Annotated in this window: 17 protein-coding genes; 7 read left to right on the top strand and 10 right to left on the bottom strand. The window is 71.7% G+C overall.

From position 1 onward, the window contains the following. Positions 1-33: 33 nt before the first annotated feature. Entirely contained in the window at positions 34-855 is an 822-nt protein-coding gene (locus B0B14_RS11045) for a hypothetical protein (RefSeq protein WP_076681712.1), read from the bottom strand. Positions 856-1,326: 471 nt separating this feature from the next. Here B0B14_RS11045 and B0B14_RS11040 point away from each other — a divergent pair, with 471 nt between their 5' ends. Beyond that, complete coding sequence (locus B0B14_RS11040; protein ID WP_076681709.1) at positions 1,327-3,576, top strand: DEAD/DEAH box helicase; 2,250 nt, start codon at positions 1,327-1,329, stop codon at positions 3,574-3,576. Between the two features lie 54 nt (positions 3,577-3,630). Here the strand turns inward: B0B14_RS11040 and B0B14_RS11035 are convergent, their stop codons facing one another. Beyond that, a complete protein-coding gene (locus B0B14_RS11035; protein WP_076681706.1) occupies positions 3,631-4,131 on the bottom strand; it encodes a hypothetical protein in 501 nt (166 codons plus the stop codon). Between the two features lie 74 nt (positions 4,132-4,205). Next, positions 4,206-5,270: an Rv2578c family radical SAM protein gene (locus tag B0B14_RS11030; RefSeq protein ID WP_076681703.1), complete on the bottom strand. Its 1,065-nt coding sequence runs from the start codon at positions 5,268-5,270 to the stop codon at positions 4,206-4,208. 216 nt (positions 5,271-5,486) lie between these two features. Here B0B14_RS11030 and B0B14_RS16795 point away from each other — a divergent pair, with 216 nt between their 5' ends. Together B0B14_RS16795 and B0B14_RS11020 are read left to right on the top strand one after the other, a co-directional pair. Further along, entirely contained in the window at positions 5,487-7,607 is a 2,121-nt protein-coding gene (locus B0B14_RS16795; protein ID WP_256714365.1) for a D-alanyl-D-alanine carboxypeptidase family protein, read from the top strand. A gap of 189 nt (positions 7,608-7,796) precedes the next feature. Next, positions 7,797-8,960: an acyl-CoA dehydrogenase family protein gene (locus B0B14_RS11020; protein ID WP_076681700.1), complete on the top strand. Its 1,164-nt coding sequence runs from the start codon at positions 7,797-7,799 to the stop codon at positions 8,958-8,960. Between the two features lie 57 nt (positions 8,961-9,017). On the opposite strand, the gene B0B14_RS11015 is transcribed toward B0B14_RS11020, so the two are convergent. Then, positions 9,018-9,695 (bottom strand): GNAT family N-acetyltransferase, encoded by a 678-nt coding sequence (locus tag B0B14_RS11015; RefSeq protein ID WP_076681697.1) that lies wholly within the window; start codon positions 9,693-9,695, stop codon positions 9,018-9,020. A gap of 168 nt (positions 9,696-9,863) precedes the next feature. On the opposite strand from B0B14_RS11015, the gene B0B14_RS16665 reads away from it, so the two are divergent. Beyond that, complete coding sequence (locus B0B14_RS16665) at positions 9,864-10,706, top strand: hypothetical protein (RefSeq protein ID WP_143733709.1); 843 nt, start codon at positions 9,864-9,866, stop codon at positions 10,704-10,706. A gap of 140 nt (positions 10,707-10,846) precedes the next feature. Here the strand turns inward: B0B14_RS16665 and B0B14_RS11005 are convergent, their stop codons facing one another. From B0B14_RS11005 to B0B14_RS10980, 6 genes are all read right to left on the bottom strand, one after another. Beyond that, entirely contained in the window at positions 10,847-12,061 is a 1,215-nt protein-coding gene (locus tag B0B14_RS11005; protein ID WP_076681690.1) for an LCP family protein, read from the bottom strand. A 113-nt stretch (positions 12,062-12,174) separates the two neighbouring features. Next, the gene (locus B0B14_RS11000; protein WP_083710558.1) at positions 12,175-13,011 is read right to left on the bottom strand and encodes an energy-coupling factor transporter transmembrane component T; all 837 of its coding nucleotides are present in this window, start codon (positions 13,009-13,011) and stop codon (positions 12,175-12,177) included. After that, positions 13,008-14,804, bottom strand: coding sequence for an ABC transporter ATP-binding protein (locus B0B14_RS10995; protein WP_076681687.1), 1,797 nt, complete (start codon positions 14,802-14,804; stop codon positions 13,008-13,010). The genes B0B14_RS11000 and B0B14_RS10995 overlap by 4 nt, the downstream gene beginning before the upstream one ends. Before the next feature lie 68 nt (positions 14,805-14,872). Beyond that, entirely contained in the window at positions 14,873-15,424 is a 552-nt protein-coding gene (locus tag B0B14_RS10990) for an ECF transporter S component (RefSeq protein ID WP_076681684.1), read from the bottom strand. Between the two features lie 55 nt (positions 15,425-15,479). Then, a complete protein-coding gene (locus B0B14_RS10985; RefSeq protein ID WP_076681680.1) occupies positions 15,480-16,469 on the bottom strand; it encodes a pirin family protein in 990 nt (329 codons plus the stop codon). A gap of 12 nt (positions 16,470-16,481) precedes the next feature. Next, positions 16,482-16,808, bottom strand: coding sequence for a GNAT family N-acetyltransferase (locus B0B14_RS10980; RefSeq protein ID WP_076681676.1), 327 nt, complete (start codon positions 16,806-16,808; stop codon positions 16,482-16,484). A 109-nt stretch (positions 16,809-16,917) separates the two neighbouring features. On the opposite strand from B0B14_RS10980, the gene B0B14_RS10975 reads away from it, so the two are divergent. The 3 genes from B0B14_RS10975 to B0B14_RS16570 are packed head-to-tail and all read left to right on the top strand — an operon-like array spanning position 16,918 to position 20,778. Next, a complete protein-coding gene (locus B0B14_RS10975) occupies positions 16,918-19,578 on the top strand; it encodes a DEAD/DEAH box helicase (RefSeq protein WP_083710557.1) in 2,661 nt (886 codons plus the stop codon). After that, positions 19,575-20,111 (top strand): DUF1697 domain-containing protein, encoded by a 537-nt coding sequence (locus tag B0B14_RS10970; RefSeq protein WP_076681673.1) that lies wholly within the window; start codon positions 19,575-19,577, stop codon positions 20,109-20,111. The genes B0B14_RS10975 and B0B14_RS10970 overlap by 4 nt, the downstream gene beginning before the upstream one ends. Before the next feature lie 31 nt (positions 20,112-20,142). Continuing rightward, complete coding sequence (locus tag B0B14_RS16570) at positions 20,143-20,778, top strand: hypothetical protein (RefSeq protein ID WP_076681670.1); 636 nt, start codon at positions 20,143-20,145, stop codon at positions 20,776-20,778. The last annotated feature ends 64 nt before the right edge of the window (positions 20,779-20,842 follow it).

Genomic DNA, 20,842 nt, shown 5'->3' with positions numbered 1-20,842 from the left:
ACGCGCGTGTGTCCTGCGGGCAGTGCGGGGCGGTCAGCGACGAGCGCTGACGCCGCGCGACCGGGAGGCTCGGGGTCCGCCGCGGATCGAGCCGCGGGCCGCCTGGTGTGCTCGCACGGTCCGGCGGGGCGGGCGGGGAGATGACACCGGGCGCACGTGGTGCACGCGGCGCGGGGCGGTCGCCGGTCCGGAGAGCACGACGGAGGCGCGCGGCACCTGGTGGGAGGGAGTGCGGGGGGCGCGGACGGACGGGGCCGTCGCCGGCTCGGCGGACTCGGCCGGCTCGTGGGCGCGGACCGGCAGGGCCAGGGGCAGACGGAGGAGCCAGACGCCCATGGTGCCGAAGGCGGCGAGCTCGTAGGCCGCGAGGGTGATGACGTGGCTGAAGAGGAGGATCATCCCCGCGATGAGGATGATCAGTCCGATCAGCGCGAAGCGCTGGAACTCCCGCGTCAGGCCGGTGCATCGCACGGAGGAGGCGATGAGGGAGACGAAGGAGAGCACCAGTCCGAGCGCGATCATGTCGTGCAGCGGAGGGCAGAGGGGGATGGGAACGAGGCCGACGAGCGACAGGAACGCGCCCGCAGAGATGAGCGATCGCTGGATCCAGAGCTTGCGGCGTCGGGTCATGGTCGCGGGGAGATCGGCGCCGATCACGGTGCCGTAGGCCGACAGCAGGATGCCGGCCGCCAGGGTCGCTCCGTTGAACAGGCGCGAGGAGGTGTCGCCGAACGTGCCGAGCTGGGAGAAGTGCAGACCCCACCAGACGGAGTCGCGGGTCGTGAGGATCGCCAGGAACACGCCGACGACGAGGATGGCGGTGGCCCAGCGGGCGAGCAGATGAGACGGAGGCATAGGAGAGGCGCGCGTCGGCGGCGCGATGGCCGCTTTCGCTCGCAGGACGAGAGCGGGAGGGTGCGGGGAGATGTCGAGAAGGCTCAAGGGGTCACCGGGGGGGTGTGTATGCGGCAACAGTCCCATCCGGAGCCTCCGCCTCCCCAGCAGCGGTCCCGATGTGACAGTGTCGCCGGTGGCGGGCAGGGCTCCCCAGCGGTGACGGCTTTCACCGACCCTGACAGCGTACCGCGATGAGGCTCGATAAATGCAGGGAGGCTTTCTCTCAGGTGCCCCCGGTAGTGTAGGGCGGTCGGCTCTGGACCCCGCGACGAGATCGCGGAAGGGTGTGTGAGTCCTGAGGGCCGATGGTGAGCACCGATCAGGTGTGCATGAACCATCACTGTGAATGGCCCCGGCCGACGAATGTTCGGGTTGCCCGCATGCGTGCGGGCGCTGTTCTCGTGCGCAGAGAACCCAGAAGGACACCCCATGCCCAAGAGCAAGAAGCCGGCCGGCGGTCGAGCCGCCAAGAACTTCGAACCGCGCTACGGCGCGAAGACCTCGTACCAGGACCGCAAGCGTCGTCCGGGTGAGGCGTCCGCCGGCACCACCGGCAGCAGGAGCGCCGGCCACCGCGGGTACCGCCCCGAGGCCGAGGACGCCCCGGCGAAGCGCCGCTGGACCGCGCAGGAGCGCGCGGGCCGCGACGAGTCGCGCGGCATCCGCTCCCAGGCCCAGGGCGGTCGCGGCGACCGTGACGACCGTCCGCGCCGCGATGCCGGTGGCGAGCGTCCGCGTTCCTCTCGCGACGAGCGTCCCGCTCGCCGCGAGTCCGACGCCCGCGCACCGTACTCCCGCGATGACCGCGCCCCGCGCCGTTTCGACGACCGCGCGCCCCGCCGTTTCGACGACCGCGCCCCCCGGACGGGAGACCGCGCGCCGCGCCGCGACGCCTCGGAGCGCCCTCGCACGAACGATCGCTGGACCGAGCGCCCGGCGCGCAAGGAGTTCGGCGACGCGCGTCCGCCCCGCGACTTCGGCGACCGGCCGCGTCGCAGCTTCGACGAGCGCCCGCCGCGCTCGTTCGACGACCGTCCTCGCCGTGATGCGGGCGACCGCCCGGCGCGTACGGAGCGGCCCCGCTACGACCGCGATGACCGTCCGCGCACGGAGCGTCCGGCTCGGTCGTTCGACGACCGTCCTCGCCGTGATGCGGGCGAGCGCCCGGCGCGTACGGAGCGGCCCCGCTACGACCGGGATGACCGTCCGCGCACGGAGCGTCCGGCTCGGTCGTTCGACGACCGTCCTCGCCGTGATGCGGGCGAGCGCCCGGCGCGTACGGAGCGGCCCCGCTACGACCGGGATGACCGTCCGCGCACCGACCGTCCGGCTCGGTCGTTCGACGACCGTCCGCGCACCGACCGCCCGCGTCGTGACAACGAGCGCCCCGCGCGTTCGGACTGGGCGGCCGAGACGAAGCCGAAGGCGCACCAGGACCACGTCGACGTCGTGCACGAGCGTCTCCAGGCCGAGGCCATCCAGGCCGGTGAGGTCGCCGACACGACCTTCGGCGATCTGGGCCTCGGCGACAACATCGTCCGCGAGCTGAGCGACATGGGCGCGGCGACGCCGTTCCCGATCCAGGCCGCCACGATCCCCGCGATCCTCGACGGCAAGGACGTGCTCGCGCGCGGACGCACCGGCTCGGGCAAGACGATCGCCTTCGGAGCCCCCCTCGTGGAGTCGATCCTGAAGAGCCAGAAGGGACAGCGTCGCGAGTTCGGCCGTTCCCCGAAGGCACTGATCCTCGCCCCGACCCGCGAGCTCGCACTGCAGATCGACCGCACGATCCAGCCCATCGCGCGCTCGGTCGGCCTCTTCACGACGCAGATCTACGGTGGTGTCCCCCAGGCGCGCCAGGTGGGCGCACTGAAGAAGGGCGTCGACATCATCATCGGCACGCCCGGTCGCATCGAAGACCTCGAGAAGCAGGGCAAGCTCGACCTCTCCGACATCCGGATCACGGTGCTCGACGAGGGCGACCACATGTGCGAGCTCGGGTTCCTCGAGCCCGTGCAGCGCATCCTGCGCCTGACGGCCGACGGATCGCAGAAGCTCCTCTTCTCCGCCACGCTCGACCGCGAGGTCGCCTCGCTCGTCGACGAGTTCCTCGTGGAGCCCGCCGTGTACGAGGTCGCCGGCGAAGACCAGGACTCCGGCACGATCGAGCACCGCGTGCTCGTGATCGATCACCGCGACAAGGCGGAGATCCTCACCTCGCTCGTCGACCGCCCCGGCAAGACGCTCGTGTTCACGCGCACCCGCGCCTACGCCGAGATGCTCGCCGAGCAGTTCGACGACGTCGGCATCCGCGCGCTCGCCCTGCACGGCGATCTGAACCAGGCCAAGCGCACACGCAACCTCGAGCGCATGACCTCGGGTCGTGTCGACGTCCTGGTGGCGACGGACGTCGCCGCGCGCGGCATCCACGTCGATGACATCGACCTCGTGATCCAGGCCGACCCGCCGGACGAGTACAAGACCTACCTGCACCGTTCGGGCCGCACGGGTCGCGCGGGTCGCGCGGGCACGGTCGTGACGCTCGTCACGCGTCAGCGTCGCCGCCGGATGTCGGAGCTCTTGGAGCGCGCCGAGATCGATGCGCCGTTCGACGAGATCCGTCCGGGCGACGACGTGATCGAAGAAGTCACCGGACGCCAGGTCGACCCGGTCGCCTGAGCATGCTGCCGAAGCCGGTCCTGCCCTGAGGGCGGGGCCGGCTTTCGCGTGGGGTCAGATGTCTTGGACGGTGACGAAGACCGAGGTGATCGAGGTGCCGTCGAGGCCGAGCTGGCAGGTCGCCGCGAAGTCGGGGGCGTCGCCGTACGCGCGCACGATCCAGTTGAACCACACCACGGTCTCTTCGGAGCGTCCCGATGTGGAGGGGGCGGGATCGATCGAGCCGCCGGGGAAGTTCTCCGCGAGGGCAGTCTGGCAGCTGCCGGTGACGGCGTTCTTGTCGAGCCCGAACCAGTCCAGCGACGCGGGGTCGGTGCTCGGGATCGGCTGCGGGGGGCCGTCCGGACCCGGATCGACGGGTTCGCTCTCGGCGGGTGCGGATTCGTCGGGGGCGGGCGTGGCGGTGGCCGTTGCGCTCGCGGTCGGCGACGGGGTGCGACTCGCGGTCGCCGACGGTGGGCGTGAGCCGGACTCCGAGGGTGCGGGCGCCCCGCACGCCGTGAGCGCGAGCACGAGGGCGAGCGGGACGGCGAGGAGGAAAGGAGCGCGGCGCATCCGGTCATGGTAAGCACGCGGGCGGGCTCCGGGGCAACCCCTGGCAGGAATGCCCCGGGGTGTGCCGCGCACGATCAGAAGAGGCGGGCCGCCTCCTCCGCCGCGCGCCCGCGCGACGTCGTCACGACGGCGCGCCGCGCGGCGAGGCCCGGCACCGCCGACCGACGCGGCGCGTCGTCTTCCTCATGGCCGTCGAGTCCGTGCACCCGCAGCAGCGGACGCACCCGCTTCGCGAGCCACGAGCGGTACGGTTTGGGTGCGGTGACGGAGGCGCCGGGGTACAGGCCGAGATACGACGAGACCAGCTCCGGATGCTCGCGCCCGAGCCACTGCAGGAACCACGGCTTGACGCCCGGGCGCAGATGCAGGGCGCCGAAGACGACGCGCGCCGCGCCGGCGGCCCGGATGCGCGCGAGTGCGTCGTCGAGCGCCGAAATCGAGTCGGTGAGGTGGGGGAGGATCGGCATGAGGAACACCGTCACGCGGAAGCCGGCCTCCGTCGCCGCGCGCACCGTGTCGAGCCGGGCGGCAGCCGTCGGCGTGCCGGGCTCGACGACGGCCTGGAGCGCGTCGTCGAAGACGGCGATCGACAGCGCGATCGACACGGGCACGGATGCCGCGGCATCGCGCAGCAGCGGCAGATCGCGCCGCAGCAGCGTGCCCTTCGTGAGGATCGACAGCGGCGTGCCCGACTCGGCGAGGGCCGAGACGATGCCCGGCAGGAGCCGGTAGCGTCCCTCCGCGCGCTGGTACGGATCGGTGTTGGTGCCGAGCATCACGGGGTCGCGCGCCCACGTCCCCCGGCGCAGCTCCTTGGCCAGCACGTCGGCGACGTTGACCTTCACGATGATCTGAGAGTCGAAGTCGCGGCCGGCGTCGAGGTCGAGGTATTCGTGCGTGCCGCGGGCGAAGCAGTACGTGCACGCGTGGGTGCAGCCCCGGTAGGGGTTCACGGTCCAGTCGAACGGCATGGCGGAGGCGCCCGGAACGCGGTTCAGGGCGCTCTTGGCCATGACCTCGTGGAACGTGATGCCGGCGAACTCCGGAGTGGTCACCGACCGCACGAGTCCGTCGAGGCGTTCGAGGCCCGGCAGGGCCGCGGCATCCGCCGTTCCGAGCTGCTGACCTTGCCACCGCATCGATCTAGGGGAACAGATCTTCGATCATCTGTCAACAGCATTCGAACACAAAGACGAAATGTGAGGACACCCTCATGGCCGCGGTCGTGGGAACCTCGCGCGACAGAGGAGAATGGCCGAGTGACGGCGAACGGCCCGAACCGACCCCCGCTCTCTCGTCGCTCCGCCCGGCACAGCGACGAGACGATTTCGCCTGCCCTCGGCACGGATGACGACGTGCTCCCCCGATGGGTGACGGATGCCGCGGCCGGTTCGGCGGAGGCCGCCGCCGGCGCCGAAGAGCGCTCGACGCCGCGCCGGGCCCGCTCGACGTTCACGACGGAGCGGAAGCGGCCCCACGCCACGAGCAAGCCGCTTCCGCCGCTGGAGCCCGTCGTCCCCGACATCGATCTCACCGACCCCGTCGTCCGCGACCGCCCGGCGTCGGCCATCTCGCCGGTACGCGCCCGGGTGGCCGTGTCGCCGACCCGCGATCCGGAGGCGCCCCTCGTCACGGGTGAGGTGCCGGTGGCCGCGGGACTCGTCGACACCGCGCCCGCGACGACTCCGCCCGCGGAGGTCGACTCTGCGGCGGTGACCGCCGCGGAGGATGATGTGGCACCCGACGCGACGGTCGAACGGGTCGAGATGCCCGCACCGGCGTGGGCTCCGCCGTCCGCACCGGTGCAGATCGTCGTCCCCCCGCGCCCGCCGCTGCCCGAGGTGCCCGCCGACGAGCTTCCGACGCGTCGCCAGCGCCGGGCTCGCTCCGTCGAGGACCCGATCGAGGCCACCGCCGAGCCGATCGCGCTCGACGCGCGGGGGCAGACCGAAGACGTCGTCGCCCCGCAGAGCGCCGCCGATGCGGTCGCTCCCCCCGGAGAGGGCGAGCAGGCCGTCCCTGCGGAGTCCGAGACCGCGGACGGCGCAGCTGCCAGCCCGGAGGACGAGCCGCGCGTGCCGCTGCTGCGCCGCCTCCGCCGCCGGATCACGGGATCGGACGACGACTCTCGCACGCCGACCGACCTCGCGGACACGGCGACTCCCGCGCCGGATCCGGTGTCCGAGTCCGAGTCGATCCCCGATGCCGAGGCCGCGACCGACGAGCCCGCTCCCGAGTCCGTCCCGGAGCCCGCTCCCGAGTCCGCCGACGAGTCCGTCCCTGAGCCCGCTCCCGAGTCCGCCGACGAGCCCAAGCCCTCCGCACCCTCCCCGCGTCCGACCCGTCGGTCGTCCCGCGCCGCCGGGCCCGCGTCCGCCCCCATCCCCACCCCGGTCGCACCGGAGCCCGAACCCCTACCCGATGCCGACCCGGAAGCACCCGAAGAGGGGGTCGAGCCGTCACCGGCATCCGTCGCGGCCCCCGACGATCTGCTCCCGAAACACGCCCAGACGCGCCGCTCCGCGCGGATTCGCGCCGGGCTCGGGATGCTCGTCGCAGCCGTGCTCGTGATGGGATCGGCTGCGGCGGTGACGGCCGCCGTCACCGGCGAGCCGGTGGCGGAGCCGCCAGCCGCCCGCGTCGTCGCGGAGGAGAGGGCCGTCGAGACCGAGGCATCCGTCGCCGTCCCGCTGCCGGCGCCCGCGCAGTCCATTCCGGCACCGGACGTGACCGCGGCGGCGGCCTTCGTCGATGTGTGCTCCGACCCCGCGTTCACCGCGGCCATCGCCGCCGGCGACGATGCGGGGGCGATCGCCCTCGCGGGCGGCGGTGAGCTGTTCCGCGCGGCCGTCGCCTCCGGAAGCGCCCCCTGCGTCCCCCTGAACGATCCCTCGCGCGTCTGGGTCGTGATCAACAAGCTCCGACCCTACGAGCCGATCGACTACTCGCCGCCGGAGCTCGTCGTGCCCGTCGGTGTCCGAGACCTCGCCGGCAGCCCGCTGCGCGTCGACGCGGGCGCCGCGCTCGCGGCCATGATCACCGCCGCGGCGGGAGCGGGCGCCGGGGAGATCGCCCTCTCGAGCGGCTACAGGTCGTACGGCGTGCAGCGATCCACCTACGCGTCGCAGGTGAGCGCCCGCGGAACCGACGGCGCCGACCTCGTGAGCGCGCGCCCCGGCTACAGCGAGCACCAGTCGGGACTGGCGGCGGATGTCGTCGCGTGCGCCGACGGCGGATGCGGCGGTCTCGACACGTTCGCCGGCACCCCTCAGGCCGCCTGGGTGGCCGAGCACGCGTGGGAGTTCGGCTGGGTCGTGCGCTACGAGGACGGCGCGACGGGCGTCTCCGGCTACTCGCCCGAGCCCTGGCATCTGCGCTACCTCGGCACCGAGCTCGCCGCCGCGTACCACGCGGGCGGCTTCCACACCGTCGAGGAGTTCCTGGGCCTTCCCGCGGCGCCGAACTACGCCGACTGAGGCGTCTGCCGTCGCCGGGATCGGCCGGAGTGAGGCATCCCACAAATCGCGGTACCGAGTGCCGCATTCTGTGGGATGCGATGTCACACGTGCTCCGGTCCTGAGCCCTCGGTGATCTAGGATCGCCTCACGGCGACGGGGCTCAGGCGAGCCCGCGTCCGACGCTTTTCACGAAAGGACGGGCTCACCATGGAGCGCGACATCTACGACGAGGACCACGAGGCGTTCCGCGAGGTCGTCAAGGAGTTCATCAAGCGGTTCGCCACCGAGGACAAGCGCAAGCAGTGGGACCGCGACGGCGAGATCGATCGCGCGACCATGCTCGCCGCCGGTGAGGCCGGCATCATCGGACTCTCCGTTCCCGAGGAGTTCGGCGGCGCCGGGATGCTGCAGGACTACCGCTTCCGCTCGATCGTGCTCGAAGAGGTCATCGGCGCCGGGCAGGGATCGCTCGCCGGTGCGCTCGGCATCCAGGACGACCTCGCCGTGCCGTACATCGCGCACATGGGCACCCAGGAGCAGAAGGAGAAGTGGCTCCCGCGCATGGCCACGGGCGAGATCCTCGGCGCCCTGGCGATGACCGAGCCGGGAACGGGGTCCGACCTCCGCGGCATCAAGACGACCGCCAAGAAGGTGGACGGCGGCTACGTCGTCAACGGCGCGAAGACGTTCATCTCGTCGGGGAAGACCGCCGACATCGTCGTGACGTTCGTCAAGACCGGCGAGGGGACGCGACCGGATGCCTTCAGCCTGCTGATCCTCGAGGACGGCATGGAGGGCTTCGACCACAGCAAGAGGCTCGAGAAGATGGGCTTCCACGGCTGGGACACGGCCGAGATGTCGTTCACGGACGTCTTCGTGCCCGAGGAGAACCTCATCGGCGGCAAGGAGGGGCTCGGCTTCATCCAGCTCATGATGAACCTGCCGCTGGAGCGACTGTCGATCGGCGTCGCCGCGGCCGCAGCCGGAGAGGCGGCGTACGTCTGGACCCGCGACTACACGCTGAGCCGCGAGGCCTTCGGCCAGCCGATCGCCGACTTCCAGAACACGCGCTTCAAGCTCGCCGACATGGCGACCACCGTCGATGTCATGTGGGCGTACATCGACCGCGCGATGATGCTCTACAAGGACGAGAAGCTCACGGCCGAGGAGGCCGCGAAGGTCAAGTTCTGGGCCACCGACCGCGAGTGGGAGCTGCTCGACACGGGCGTGCAGCTGCACGGCGGCTACGGCTACATCACGGAGTACCCGATCGCCCGCGCGTTCCTCGACGCCCGCGTGCACCGCATCTACGGCGGCACGAACGAGATCATGCGCGACCTCGTCTCGCGCCAGATCGTCGGCAAGCGCTGACGAGTCCCGGCGCGCCTCGACCCGCCCGGGTCGGGGCGCGCCGTCGTGTGCGCGCGGTCAGGAGGCGTCGAGCACGGCGCGCAGGCGCTCGGTTCCGAAGAGCTCGACGTCCGCTCCCAGCCGCGCCAGATTCCTCTCCCGCACCTCGAGCCACCGCTCCCGGGGCAGGAGGAAGTTGCGGTGCGCGACGGCGGCGCCTTCGCGCGGATGGCTGAGGACGCCGTTGTCGAGGTAGCCGACCGCCCGTGACACCGCGGCGGACGCCGGATTGTCGGCGAACGCGCCGGAGGTGGCCTCCTGCGCGCCGAGGCCGTCGAACAGCAGCTCGAGCATGAGCACCCGCATCCGGGTGCCGATCCCCCGGCCCTGATGCTCCTTCCCGAGCCACGACCCGGTCTCGGCGCTCCGCAGAACGCTCCACTCCTTCGCGCTCGCGCCCTGGACGCCCACCGGAACGCCGTCGACGAGCACCCCGAGTTCGAGCACCCACCGGGCGGAGCCCACTTGCGAGCGGACGTCCCACTGGTACGCGAGGACCGATCGGGCCACCTCATCCGGCGTGCCGCGCGTCCACGGCGTCGCGAAGGGCATCCGATCGGCGTCGTGGATGCCGCGTCCGGCGACGCGTGCGAGGTCGACGAGCAGGTCGTCGTCGATCCAGCGCAGCTCGAGGTCGCCCGCGCGGGCACGGATTCCGGCGGCTGGCCAGAGGTCTTCGACGGCGTGGGAGGGCATGCCGGTCAGTATCCCAGGCGGCATGGGAGGACTGAACCTCAAGATCCGCTCAAGACGGCCTCAGGAGACGGTGAATCGCGAGAATTCCGCGTGATCGAGGGCGCGGTGCGGCATCTCATCAGTGCCGGCCACTCGGGGCCGCGCCTTTCGACACTCTGGGAGAACCCAATGCGCACTTCTCGCTTCGCCCGTCTCATCGGGGCATCCGCCGTCGCCACCGCTGCCGTCGTGGGCGGATCGATCGCGTTCGCCGCGCCCGCATCCGCGGGGGCGCCCTCGATCACCGACCTCTCGAACCAGACCTGCACGGCCGACGGCAAGGTGAACCTGACCTGGAACATGGGCAAGGTCTTCGCCGACGGCGCCCGGATCGAGATCGAGCAGTCGCTCCTCGGCGAGGACGGCGTGTACTCCGCCACCGAGGAGGACTTCGCGACGGAGGCATCGTGGGTCGACGGCTCGCTGACGCTCACGGTGTTCGACGTGCCCGCCGTCGACCAGGCGATCTTCCTGGTGCTCGGATGGGATGCGCAGGGCGGCGAGGGCATCGCGAGCATCGCGGGGGCCATCACGGTGGACTGCACGGTCGAGCCCGAGGTCCCGGTCGAGCCCGAGGTTCCGGTGGAGCCCGAGGTTCCGGTGGAGCCCGAGGTTCCGGTGGAGCCGGAGGTTCCGGTGGAGCCGGAGGTCCCGGTGGAGCCCGAGGTCCCGGTCACGCCGGAGGTTCCCGTCGCCCCCGTCGCCCCGGTCGCCCCGGTCGCCCCGGTCGCCCCGGAGGCGCCCGTGACGCCGCAGGTCGTCGAGCCCCGTACCGAGGTGCCGGCGCCGGCCGCGCTGCCTCTGACGGCTCCCGCTTCGCTGCCCGCGGCGGCAGTGACCGCGCTCGCCGCCACGGGCGGCGGTGTCCCGGCATCCGTCGTCGTCGCCGGCGGTGCGACCCTGGCTGCGGGGCTCGCGGCGCTGGTGATCGCGCGCGTCCGCGCGGTGCGCGCCGCGCGTGCGGAGCGCTGAGCTGCCCGACCCACGTCTCACAACCTCGGAGATTCTCACCGGATCGGGCCGAACATGCGGATCTGATCCGAGGTTGCGTGGATCTCCGAGATCGTGAAACGCGGCCGGGCAGGCCGCGGGCACGCACCGGTCGGGGCAGATCAGCGGTTGCGCGCGCTGCAGGTCTCCTGAGCCACCGTCGAGCCGGTGATGCTCGAGGGGAGGGCGACGACCTCTTCGACCGGCGCCGTCGGATCGGGAGTCACCGCCGGAGCCTCCGGCGTCACCTCGACGACGGCGCCGTTGGCACCCACCTTGCCGGTGAGCTCGAGGCGCAGGTTGGTCTCGAGCGCCGCCCACAGGGCGGTCGCGGCGGACTGGTTGGGGACGACCTTGTTCGGGTCGCTGGGTGAGCCGAGGGTCGGATACTGCACGAGCACGATGTCCTCGAAGGGCACGTCCTTGACCGCCAGAGCGATCTGCGCGAGGGTCATGGGATTCTTCAGCGTCGTGGACGGGGTCACGTTCGACAGCGACACCGAGGCGAGCTTGTACAGCGTCGCCGGGTTCGAGAGCACTTCCTCGCTCACGAGCTTGCGGGCCAGCCGTGACATGTACTGCTGCTGGTTCGACACGCGTCCGAGGTCGCTGCCGTCGCCGACGCCGTAGCGCGTGCGCAGGAACTGCAGCGCGGTGATGCCGGAGACGGTGTGCGTGCCGGCGTCGAGATCGAGCCCGGTGTTCCGGTCGCGGATGGGGTCTTGCAGGCAGACGTCGACTCCGCCGATCGCGTCGGTGATCTTGATGACGCCGCCGAAGGTGACCATGGCGGCGAAGTGGATGTTGAGACCGCTCAGCTGCGACACCGTCTTGACGACGCACGACAGTCCGCCGTAGGTGTAGGCGGCGTTGATGGGCTCCGTGCCGCTGCCGGTGCGCGATCCGTCCGGGCGCGTGCACGACGGGATCGGAACGATGAGGTCGCGGGGGAACGAGATCACGGTGATGCGGCGCGGCGCGTCGGAGATGTGCACGAGCAGGTTGACGTCGTTGAGCTTGCCCGAGGCATCCGGACCCTTGCAGCGGGCTCCGAAGAGGTAGGCGAACTCCTCCTCGCACTCGTCGATGCCGGTCACGAGCAGATTCACGCCGCCCTCGATCGCGCCGATGTCGGGCGGGACGGGGGCCTGGTCCTCGAGCTCGACGGCTTCGGCGGCGAAGCTCTCGACGAGGTCGTAGCTGGCGAAGGCGGCGACCCCGCCGGCGCTCACGAGCACGACCGCGACCATGACGGCGACGATCGTGAGGAACTGCGCGAAGGGATGCGGTGACCGCAGTCGCGCGTGACGCGCCACCGTGTGCCGCTTGCGTGCCATGACGTGGACCTCTGCTCCGGGGGTGAGGGGAGTCTACCGAGCGGTGCGCGACTCCCGCGGGAGGCGGGGGATGCCGCGATTCACCCCGGCGTGCACCCGGCGTCGGTGCGCTGTCACGCGAGGCCCCACGGGAAGAAGACCCAGAAGACGGCCGCCGAGACGACCCAGAGGGCGACGACGAACACCGTGTCGCGCGCGCGCCAGGGCACGAGATGCCGCTCGGTGCGATCGGGGTGGGCGCCGAAGGCGCGGGCATCCATCGCCAGGGCCACGCGCTCCGCGTGGCGGATCGCGCCCGCCAGGAGCGGCACGACGTAGCCCGTCCAGCGGGCGATCGCCGAGAACGGCCCCCGCCCGCCGTGCGCTCCGCGCACGCGGTGGGCCTGACGGATGACGTCGAGCTCGTGGCCGAAGCGCGGCACGAAGCGGAACGCGGCGAGGGCGGTGTAGCCGATGCGGTAGGGCACGCGGAGCTGCTGCACCATCGCGCGGACGAGGTCGGGACCCGTGGTGGAGAGCCCGGCGATGAGGGCGAGCGAGAGGATGGCCGCCAGACGGAGCGCCGTGGCGAACCCGATCAGCAGCGCGCCCGTGTACATCGTCCACCCGCCGATCTGCCAGGCGACGGCCGACTCGTCGACGCGGGCGGCGTCGGTCCACAGCGAGAATCCGAGGCCGATCGCGAGCACCGCCGCGGGGACGGCGAGGAACAGGATGCCGGCCAGACGCGCGGAGAACCGCACCCCCACGAGCACCACCGCGTACGCCACCACGACGAACGCCAGCGGGGTCGCGACGTCGCGCACGAACACGAGGACGAGCATCGCCGGGAGGGGGGCGAGGAACTTCGCGAGGGGGTTGAGTCCGTACAGGAACCGGATCGCCGGGGCCGGTGCCGCGTCGGCGTACGGATCGACGGATGCCCGACCCTGCGTCGGGGCGACGGTCATGCCCGGGCTCCCGGGAGGTCGGACAGCCGCGCGACGCGCGCGAGCTCCGGGTGGCCCGTGACGTTCTGGAGCGCACGCACCAGCGGGGGTAGGCGCAGCCCCGAGCGTTCGATCAGGCGCGCGTCGGAGAACACCTCGGCGGTCGGCCCGTTCGCGACGACGCGGCCGTCGGCCAGCACGACGGTGCGGTCGGCGTACTCGGTCACGAGCTGCATGTCGTGTGTCACGACGATGACCGTCGTGCCGTCGCGATTGAGCTCCTGCAGCAGGCTCAGCAGCTCGTCGGCGCGAGCGCGGTCCTGGCCGAAGGTGGGCTCGTCGAGCGCGAGCACCGGGGCGCCCGCCACGAGCGCCGTGCCGACGGAGAGACGCCGCTTCTGCCCGCCGGAGAGGAGGAACGGATGCGTCCGCGCCTTCTCGGTCAGGCCGAAGCGGGCCAGCAGCGAATCCACGCGCTCTCGGATGTCGTCGTCGGACAGGTGGCGGCCGCGCAGGCCGTGGGCCACTTCGTCGAAGACAGTGTGGGCGATGAACTGGTGCTCGGGGTTCTGGAACACGAAGCCGATCCGCGTCGCCAGCCTGCGCGCGTGGGTGCGGGCGATGTCGAGCTCGCCCATGCGCACCGTGCCGCGCGGGGCGGGGACGACCCCGGCGATGGCCTGCAGGAGGCTCGTCTTGCCGGCGCCGTTGGCTCCGACGACGGCGACGAACTCGCCCGCGCGGATGTCGAGGCTCACGCCGTGCAGCACGTCGACCCTGCCGCGGCGGAGGTGCAGGTCGCGGACCGTGATGAGCGGTGGCGCGTCGTCCGGTCGCTGAGCGGCATCCGGTCCCTGAGCGCGTCGAGGGGCCGTGGTCGAGGGCGGAGGCTCGGGGGCCGGGGCAGGCTCCGGCGCCGGCGCGGCATCGAGCGCTGCGTGCAGCTCGTCGGGAGTGAGAGGGAGCGGGTCGAGCACGAAGCCCGCCTGCCGCAGCCGCAGGGCGGCGATGGCGGAGATCGGAAGCCAGACCCCCCTGTCGTGCAGTTCGTCCGCGCGGGCGCGGAGCACGGCATCCACCGATCCGTCCGCGACGACACGACCGGCCGCATCGAGCACGACGACGCGATCGACGAACCCGACCGCGGCGTCGAGGTTGTGCTCGACGAGCACGATCGCCCGGTCGCCGGCGGCGACGAGTTCAGCCAGTGCCGCATAGACCTCCTCGATGCCCTGAGGGTCCAGGTTCGCCGTGGGCTCGTCGAGCACGAGCAGCGGCGACCCCATCGCGAGCGCACAGGCGATGGCGAGCCTCTGGCGACCACCACCGGAGAGGCGGTCGGGGTTCTCGGCGCGACGCTCCCAGAGCCCCACGCGGCGGAGGGCGTCCTCTGCGCGGGCGAGCACGTCGGCGACGGGAAGGCGGAGGTTCTCGGGTCCGAAGGCGACCTCGTCGAGGAGCGTGCCCGTGACGAGCTGGGCATCGGGATCCTGGAACACCATGCCGACGTGCGTCGACAGCACCGAGACCGGGGTGGTGGCGGCATCCCGTCCGCCCACCTCGACCGTCCCGGTGACGGTGGCCGGAACGGCGTGCGGAATCAGCCCGTTGAGAGCGAGCGTCAGCGTCGACTTGCCCGATCCGCTGGGGCCGAGCAGCAGCACGACCTCTCCGGCCTCCACGTCGAAGGTGACGGATGCCGGGGTCGCCACTTCCTCTCCCTCGTGCGTGATCGCGAGATCGCGCACCCGCAGCAGAGGGGGCGCGGATGCCGCCGCGGGTACGGCGGAGGCGTCGCGGGCGGGAGCGGTCACGGGTCTTCCAGGGAGAGGCTGCTTAGTCTCTCCTAACCTAGCCGCCCGCTCTCGGCGCGGGCGCGGCGTCAGGCGCTGATGCGACGCGCGACTCCGGCGCGACGGAGCGAGGCGCCGACGCCGAGCGCGATCGCCGTCCAGACCACCGGGCCGAGCACGGCGAGCACGAGATACGCGATCTGCGCCCAGATCGCGAGCGTCGACAGGTGCACGACGAGGGCGACCACCACGGCGACGACGACGCCGATCACGACCGCCGAGATGAAGAAGCGCCACGCGGCCCACACCCGGTAGCGCGTGAGCGCGGCGACCAGCTCCTGGATGGCCCCGAAGAGCAGGGCCGTGCCGATGAAGCGGGCCGTCCACCAGGGAGCCATCGCGCTCGCGGCGAGCGCGGCCATGAGGTGCGCCAGCAGCGCGACCCAGGGGAGCCGCAGCACCTCCTGCGCGATGATGCCGGGGATCACGTGGACGCCGAGCACGAAGCCGTAGAGGGGTGCGGCACCGGCGATCACCACCGGCGTGATCCACCCCGCGACACCGCCGATGAGACCCGTCGCCACACCGATCGCGGCGCAGATCAGCAGGACGCGGGTCGAGAGAGCGGTCGGGCGGGCCACACCGTCAGCTTACCCTTGCCTTACCTGCAGCCGGTCGGCCCGGAGCCGGGAGAAATCAGGGCGAGAACCGGCGGCGGCGCTGGGTGAGACGCACGCCCGGGAGGGGCGGTGCGGGGATGCGCACGTCGCCGTGCCCCTCGACCCGGCCGAAGCGCGCTGAGCCCGCCTCCCACTCCTCGCGGGCCTCGACGATCTCCTCGTGCGTGCGGCCGACGAAGTTCCACCACATGACGATGTCGTCTTCGAAGGGGGCCCCGCCGAGGAGGAAAACGGTGGCGCCGGCATCCGATCGCACCGTGATGCCCTCGCGGCGGATGCCGAGGTACAGCAGGTGCTGCGGCTCGAGCGCGACGGGCTCGGCATCCGTCTCCACATCGAGGGTGCCGTCGACGCCGCCCAGCGCGTACTCCCAGTCGGCGTGGAGCGGCAGGGTCACGCGACTGCCCGGCGGGATGCGGATCTCGGTGCCGACGATCGGCGTGTGCACCGTGGCGGGCGAGGTCGTGCCGGCGAACTCGCCGAGCACGACGACCGCCGCGGCATCCGTGCCCTCGTCGGCCGGCAGATCGATCACGGGAAGGTCGTCGTGCCGCTCGAAGGCCGGCTCGCCGTGGCGGCGCGACTCGGGGAGGGCGACCCACAGCTGCAGGGCGTCGAGGGCGACCTCCTCCTCGCCGAGCGAGTACTCGGAGTGCGAGATGCCCGCACCGCTGGTCATGAGGTTGAGCGCGCCGCGACCGATGAGCACATCGCTGCCGAGGGAGTCGCGGTGGCGGACGGTGCCGATGAACGGCCAGGTCACGGTCTGCAGACCGATGTGCGGATGCGGCTCCACCCGCATCTTCGTCTCCTGCGGTCCGAAGCGGTCGAGGAAGCACCACGCACCCACCATCGGCAGGTCGCGCTGGGGAAGGCTGCGGTGCACCTCCATGGCGCGCACGCCGCCGAGCGGCACCTCCCGCGCGGTCAGCAGAAGCGCGCGGGGTCCGTCGCAGGGCTCCGACACGTCGATCACTTCGGCGTCGCCGGCATCGAGCCTGGTCATGGGCGTCTCGCGTCAGTCGACGGGCGCGCCGTCGAGCGTCGGCCAGTGCACGTCGAGGCCCGCGACTTCGTTCTCGCGCAGGTACCGCCGCACGAAGCTGCAGCGCGGGACCACGGTCTCTCCCCGCGCGGCGACGTCGGCCATCGCCTTGCCCACGAGCACCGCGCCGAGGCCGCGTCCTGCGAAGGCGGGATCGATCTCCGTGTGCGGGAAGACGAGCCGGCCCTTCTCGTCGGGCTCGAACTCGGTGTATCCGGCCATCACGCTGCCGACCCGGATCTCGTAGCGGCTCTCGGGGTCGTCGCGGTAGACGGTGAGTTCGTCGTCGGTATCGGGCATGGCACTGCCTTTCGCTCGGTCGTCTGTGCTCCAACCTAAGTCGCCGCCCGGGTGTTCCGCGACCGTCCGGCGCAACCGCGGAGCCGCCGCACAGGGCAGACTCGAACCGATGACTCTCCTCGACACGATCGCCGCGGCGGCTGCGGCATCCGGAAACACCGACGTGTCGGACGCGCCCGATCCCGACGCGCTGTACGACGCGTTCGTGGAGTGGGCCGCCGATGCGGGGTTCTCCCTGTACGCCGCTCAGGACGAAGCGGTCATCGAGCTCGTGTCCGGTGCGAACGTCGTGCTGTCGACGCCCACGGGCACCGGGAAGTCGCTCGTCGCGATCGCCGCGCACGCCGCGTGCGTCGCCCGCGGAGGGCGCACGTACTACACGGCGCCCATCAAGGCCCTCGTGAGCGAGAAGTTCTTCGCGCTCGTCGAGGTGTTCGGCGCGGAGCGCGTGGGCATGGTCACGGGCGACTCGTCGGTCAATCCGGATGCCCCGATCGTGTGCTGCACCGCGGAGATCCTCGCCAACATCGCCCTGCGCCAGGGTTCCGACGCCGACGTCGATCAGGTCGTCATGGACGAGTTCCACTACTACGGCGACCCCGAGCGGGGATGGGCGTGGCAGGTGCCGCTCCTCCTTCTGAATCGTGCGCAGTTCCTCCTGATGTCGGCGACGCTGGGCGATGTCACGCCGATCGCGGACGACCTCCAGCGCCGTACCGGCCGCCCGGTCGCGCTCGTGACCGGCGTCGAGCGCCCCGTGCCGCTGACGTTCTCGTACGTGCGCGAGCCCGCGCACGAAGTCGTGCAGAAGCTCATCGACGACCGCGAGGCGCCCGTCTACATCGTGCACTTCTCGCAGGCGGCGGCGATGGAGCGGGCGCAGGCGCTCGCGTCGGTGAAGATCACCTCGCGCGAGCAGCGCGACGCCATCGCCGACGCGATCGGCGGATTCCGCTTCACGACCGCGTTCGGCAAGACGCTGTCCCGGCTCGTGCGGTCGGGCATCGGCGTGCACCACGCGGGGATGCTGCCCCGTTATCGCCGCCTCGTCGAGACGCTCGCTCAGCAGGGCCTCCTGCGGGTCATCTGCGGCACCGACACGCTCGGGGTCGGCATCAACGTCCCGATCCGCACCGTCGTGGTGACCGCGCTGTCGAAGTACGACGGCACCCGGATGCGGCAGCTCAGCGCCCGCGAGTTCCACCAGGTCGCCGGCCGCGCCGGCCGCGCCGGCTACGACACGCACGGCAACGTCGTCGTGATGGCGCCCGAGTGGGAGATCGAGAACGAGGTCGCCCTCCGCCGTGCCGGCGACGACCCGGCGAAGCGCAAGAAGCTCGTGCGCAAGAAGGCGCCCACCGGCGTCGTCAACTGGGGCCTCGGATCGTTCGAGCGTCTCGTCGAGGCCTCCCCCGAGCCGCTCGCTCCGCACATGCAGCTCACCGCGGCGATGCTCATCAACGTGATCGGACGGGGCGGCGACGTGTTCGGCAACGTCCGGGCGCTCGTGTTCGGCAACCACGAGCCGCGCGCTCGGCAGTTCGAGCTCGCTCGCCGGGCGATCGACATCTTCCGCACCCTCCGCATCGCCGGCATCGTCGACGTCGTGGAGCGCGACATCCGCCTCACCGTCGATCTGCAGCCGAACTTCGCCCTCAACCAGCCGCTCTCGCCGTTCGCGCTCGCCGCGATCGAGCTGCTCGATCCCGCGTCGTCTGCCCGCCCCTTCCGCTCGCACACGAATCTCGGAGAGTTCGACGAATCTCGGACTTCCCAGCCGGATTCCTCCGAAATCCGTGCAGATCTCCGAGGTTCGGACGGCGATTCGGACGCCGGCACGGGCGCCGGGAGTGTCGGCACGGGGCACTACGCGCTCGACGTGGTCAGCGTGATCGAGGCGACGCTCGACGACCCGCGCGCGATCCTGTCGCAGCAGGAGTACAAGGCGCGCGGCGAAGCCGTCGGGGCGATGAAGCGCGACGGCATCGAGTACGAGGAGCGCATGGCGCTGCTCGAGGAGGTGACGTACCCGAAGCCTCTCGCAGCACTCCTCGCGCAGTCGTTCGAGGTGTTCGCGTCGAGCCAGCCCTGGGTGCGCGATTTCGAGCTCTCGCCCAAGTCGATCGTGCGCGACATGTACGAGCGGGCGATGTCGTTCGGCGAGTTCGTGTCGTTCTACCAGCTCGGCCGCAGTGAGGGCCTGGTGCTGCGCTACCTGTCGGACGCCTATCGCGCGATCCGCCAGACCGTGCCCGCTGAGGCGCGCACGGAGGACCTGCTCGATCTCATCGAGTGGCTCGGAGAGCTCGTCCGTCAGGTCGACTCGTCACTCGTCGACGAGTGGTCGGCGCTGGTCAATCCCGCGGCCGACCCGGATGCACCCGTCGTCCCGCCGGCGCCGCCGTCGGTGCTCACCAACCGCCGGGCGTTCCTCGTGCTCGTGCGCAACGAGCTGTTCCGCCGGGTTCAGCTCGCCGCCCTGCAGGCCGACGACGAGCTCACGGCGCTCGATCCGGGAATCGACTGGCCCGCCGTCCTGGACTCCTACTACGACGAGCACGACATGATCCTCACCGGCGGTCCCGCGCGCTCGCCGAGCCTGTGCGCCATCGATGAGACGGATGCCGCGAACGGCGTCTGGACCGTCGACCAGACGATCGACGACCCCGAGGGGAACCACGACTGGCGCATCCGCGCGGTCGTCGATCTCGCCGCCTCCGAGGAGGAGGGCACGGCCGTCGTGCGGGTGACCGAGGTGCTGCGGCTGTGACGACCTACCTCGCCTTCCTCCGCGCGATCAACCTCGGTCCGACGCGGATGTTCCCCAAAGACGACATCCGTCGTGTCGTCGAGGAGACGGGCTTCGAGGATGTCGCCACGCACATCAACACGGGCAACGTGCGCTTCACGTCGGCGATGCGCTCACGAGCACGGATCGAGGGGCGTCTGGAGGCTGCGTTCCAGGCCGATCGCGGGTTCGACGTGCCGACGATCGTCTTCACGGCCCGGGAGTTCGCCGACCTCGCCGCGGAAGCCGTCGCGCTGTCGTCGCCCGAGTACGTGCGGCACTACGTGTATCTGCTCAAGGACGAGCCGTCGGCGACGGTGCGGGATGCCGTCGAGGCGACGAGCTCGGAGCGGGGTGACATGATCGTGCGCGGTCGTGCCGTGCACGCGCTCCTCCGCCCCGGGTACCAGGACGGGGTGGTCGATCCGCTCGGGGCCGCGAAGCTCCTCGGCACCGCGACGAACCGCAATCTGAACGTCGTCAAGACCCTCGCGGACAAATGGTGCGCGGCGTAGCCTGACAGCACTTCAGCACGGGAGGTTCGTCATGGCCCTGTGGGACCGTTTCCGACGTCGTCGCGCCGAGCCCTACGCGGCCGTGACCGAGGAGGAGCGCATCTCTCGGTACCTGTACCTGCTCGGGACGCTCCCTCCCAGCGTCGTCGAGAACGCCCACCGGGCCGCCTTCGCGGAGCTCCCGCCCGAGAAGCGGCGCGAGATGTTCGAGGAGCTCCGTCCCTTCATGTCACCGGAGGAGCAGCGCGAAGCGCCCGAGCCGTCGCTGCTGGCCCGGGTGATCGGGCGGGCGCAGGCCAACGGCACGACCACCACGGCGGTCCTCGAGCGCGAGGCGACGCAGGCCGGCACCCGCCCGGATGCCGGTGATCAGCCTCTCGGATTCCTCTTCCGCAACCCCGTGCTCGTCGGGCTGGTGGCCTACCAGTTCCTCGCGTCGCAGTCGCTCGTGGCGTACTTCACCGTCGGCGCCGGCTCGATCGGGATCTCCGGAGAGCCCGGCTGGGTCGGCGAGATCGGTGGGGTGTCGCCGACCGACGGCGCGATGGGCGTCGACGGAGCGGGCTTCGACGGCGGAGGCTTCGACGGCGGAGGATTCGGAGGGGGCTTCGACGGGGGTGGTTTCGGGGGCGGCTTCGGCGGGGGTGACGGCGGAGGCGGCTTCTGAGCAGCGCTTCCTCCCCACCGCGGACAGGTGCGCCGTCACCCCGGGCACGCCGGAGCCGGGGATC

The organism is Microbacterium sp. RU33B, from assembly GCF_900155915.1.
Classification (GTDB): Bacteria; Actinomycetota; Actinomycetes; order Actinomycetales; family Microbacteriaceae; genus Microbacterium.
Note: the sequence above shows the minus strand (reverse complement) of the source record. Positions and strands in the feature narration are given on the sequence as shown.

Bases quoted from the DNA above. Each gene is read 5' to 3' on its own strand.
- B0B14_RS11045 (WP_076681712.1), bottom strand. From the start codon at position 855: ATGCCTCCGTCTCATCTGCTCGCCCGCTGGGCCACCGCCATCCTCGTC.
- B0B14_RS11040 (WP_076681709.1), top strand. From the start codon at position 1,327: ATGCCCAAGAGCAAGAAGCCGGCCGGCGGTCGAGCCGCCAAGAACTTC.
- B0B14_RS11035 (WP_076681706.1), bottom strand. From the start codon at position 4,131: ATGCGCCGCGCTCCTTTCCTCCTCGCCGTCCCGCTCGCCCTCGTGCTC.
- B0B14_RS11030 (WP_076681703.1), bottom strand. From the start codon at position 5,270: ATGCGGTGGCAAGGTCAGCAGCTCGGAACGGCGGATGCCGCGGCCCTG.
- B0B14_RS11020 (WP_076681700.1), top strand. From the start codon at position 7,797: ATGGAGCGCGACATCTACGACGAGGACCACGAGGCGTTCCGCGAGGTC.
- B0B14_RS11015 (WP_076681697.1), bottom strand. From the start codon at position 9,695: ATGCCCTCCCACGCCGTCGAAGACCTCTGGCCAGCCGCCGGAATCCGT.
- B0B14_RS16665 (WP_143733709.1), top strand. From the start codon at position 9,864: ATGCGCACTTCTCGCTTCGCCCGTCTCATCGGGGCATCCGCCGTCGCC.
- B0B14_RS11005 (WP_076681690.1), bottom strand. From the start codon at position 12,061: ATGGCACGCAAGCGGCACACGGTGGCGCGTCACGCGCGACTGCGGTCA.
- B0B14_RS11000 (WP_083710558.1), bottom strand. From the start codon at position 13,011: ATGACCGTCGCCCCGACGCAGGGTCGGGCATCCGTCGATCCGTACGCC.
- B0B14_RS10985 (WP_076681680.1), bottom strand. From the start codon at position 16,469: ATGACCAGGCTCGATGCCGGCGACGCCGAAGTGATCGACGTGTCGGAG.
- B0B14_RS10980 (WP_076681676.1), bottom strand. From the start codon at position 16,808: ATGCCCGATACCGACGACGAACTCACCGTCTACCGCGACGACCCCGAG.
- B0B14_RS10975 (WP_083710557.1), top strand. From the start codon at position 16,918: ATGACTCTCCTCGACACGATCGCCGCGGCGGCTGCGGCATCCGGAAAC.
- B0B14_RS16570 (WP_076681670.1), top strand. From the start codon at position 20,143: ATGGCCCTGTGGGACCGTTTCCGACGTCGTCGCGCCGAGCCCTACGCG.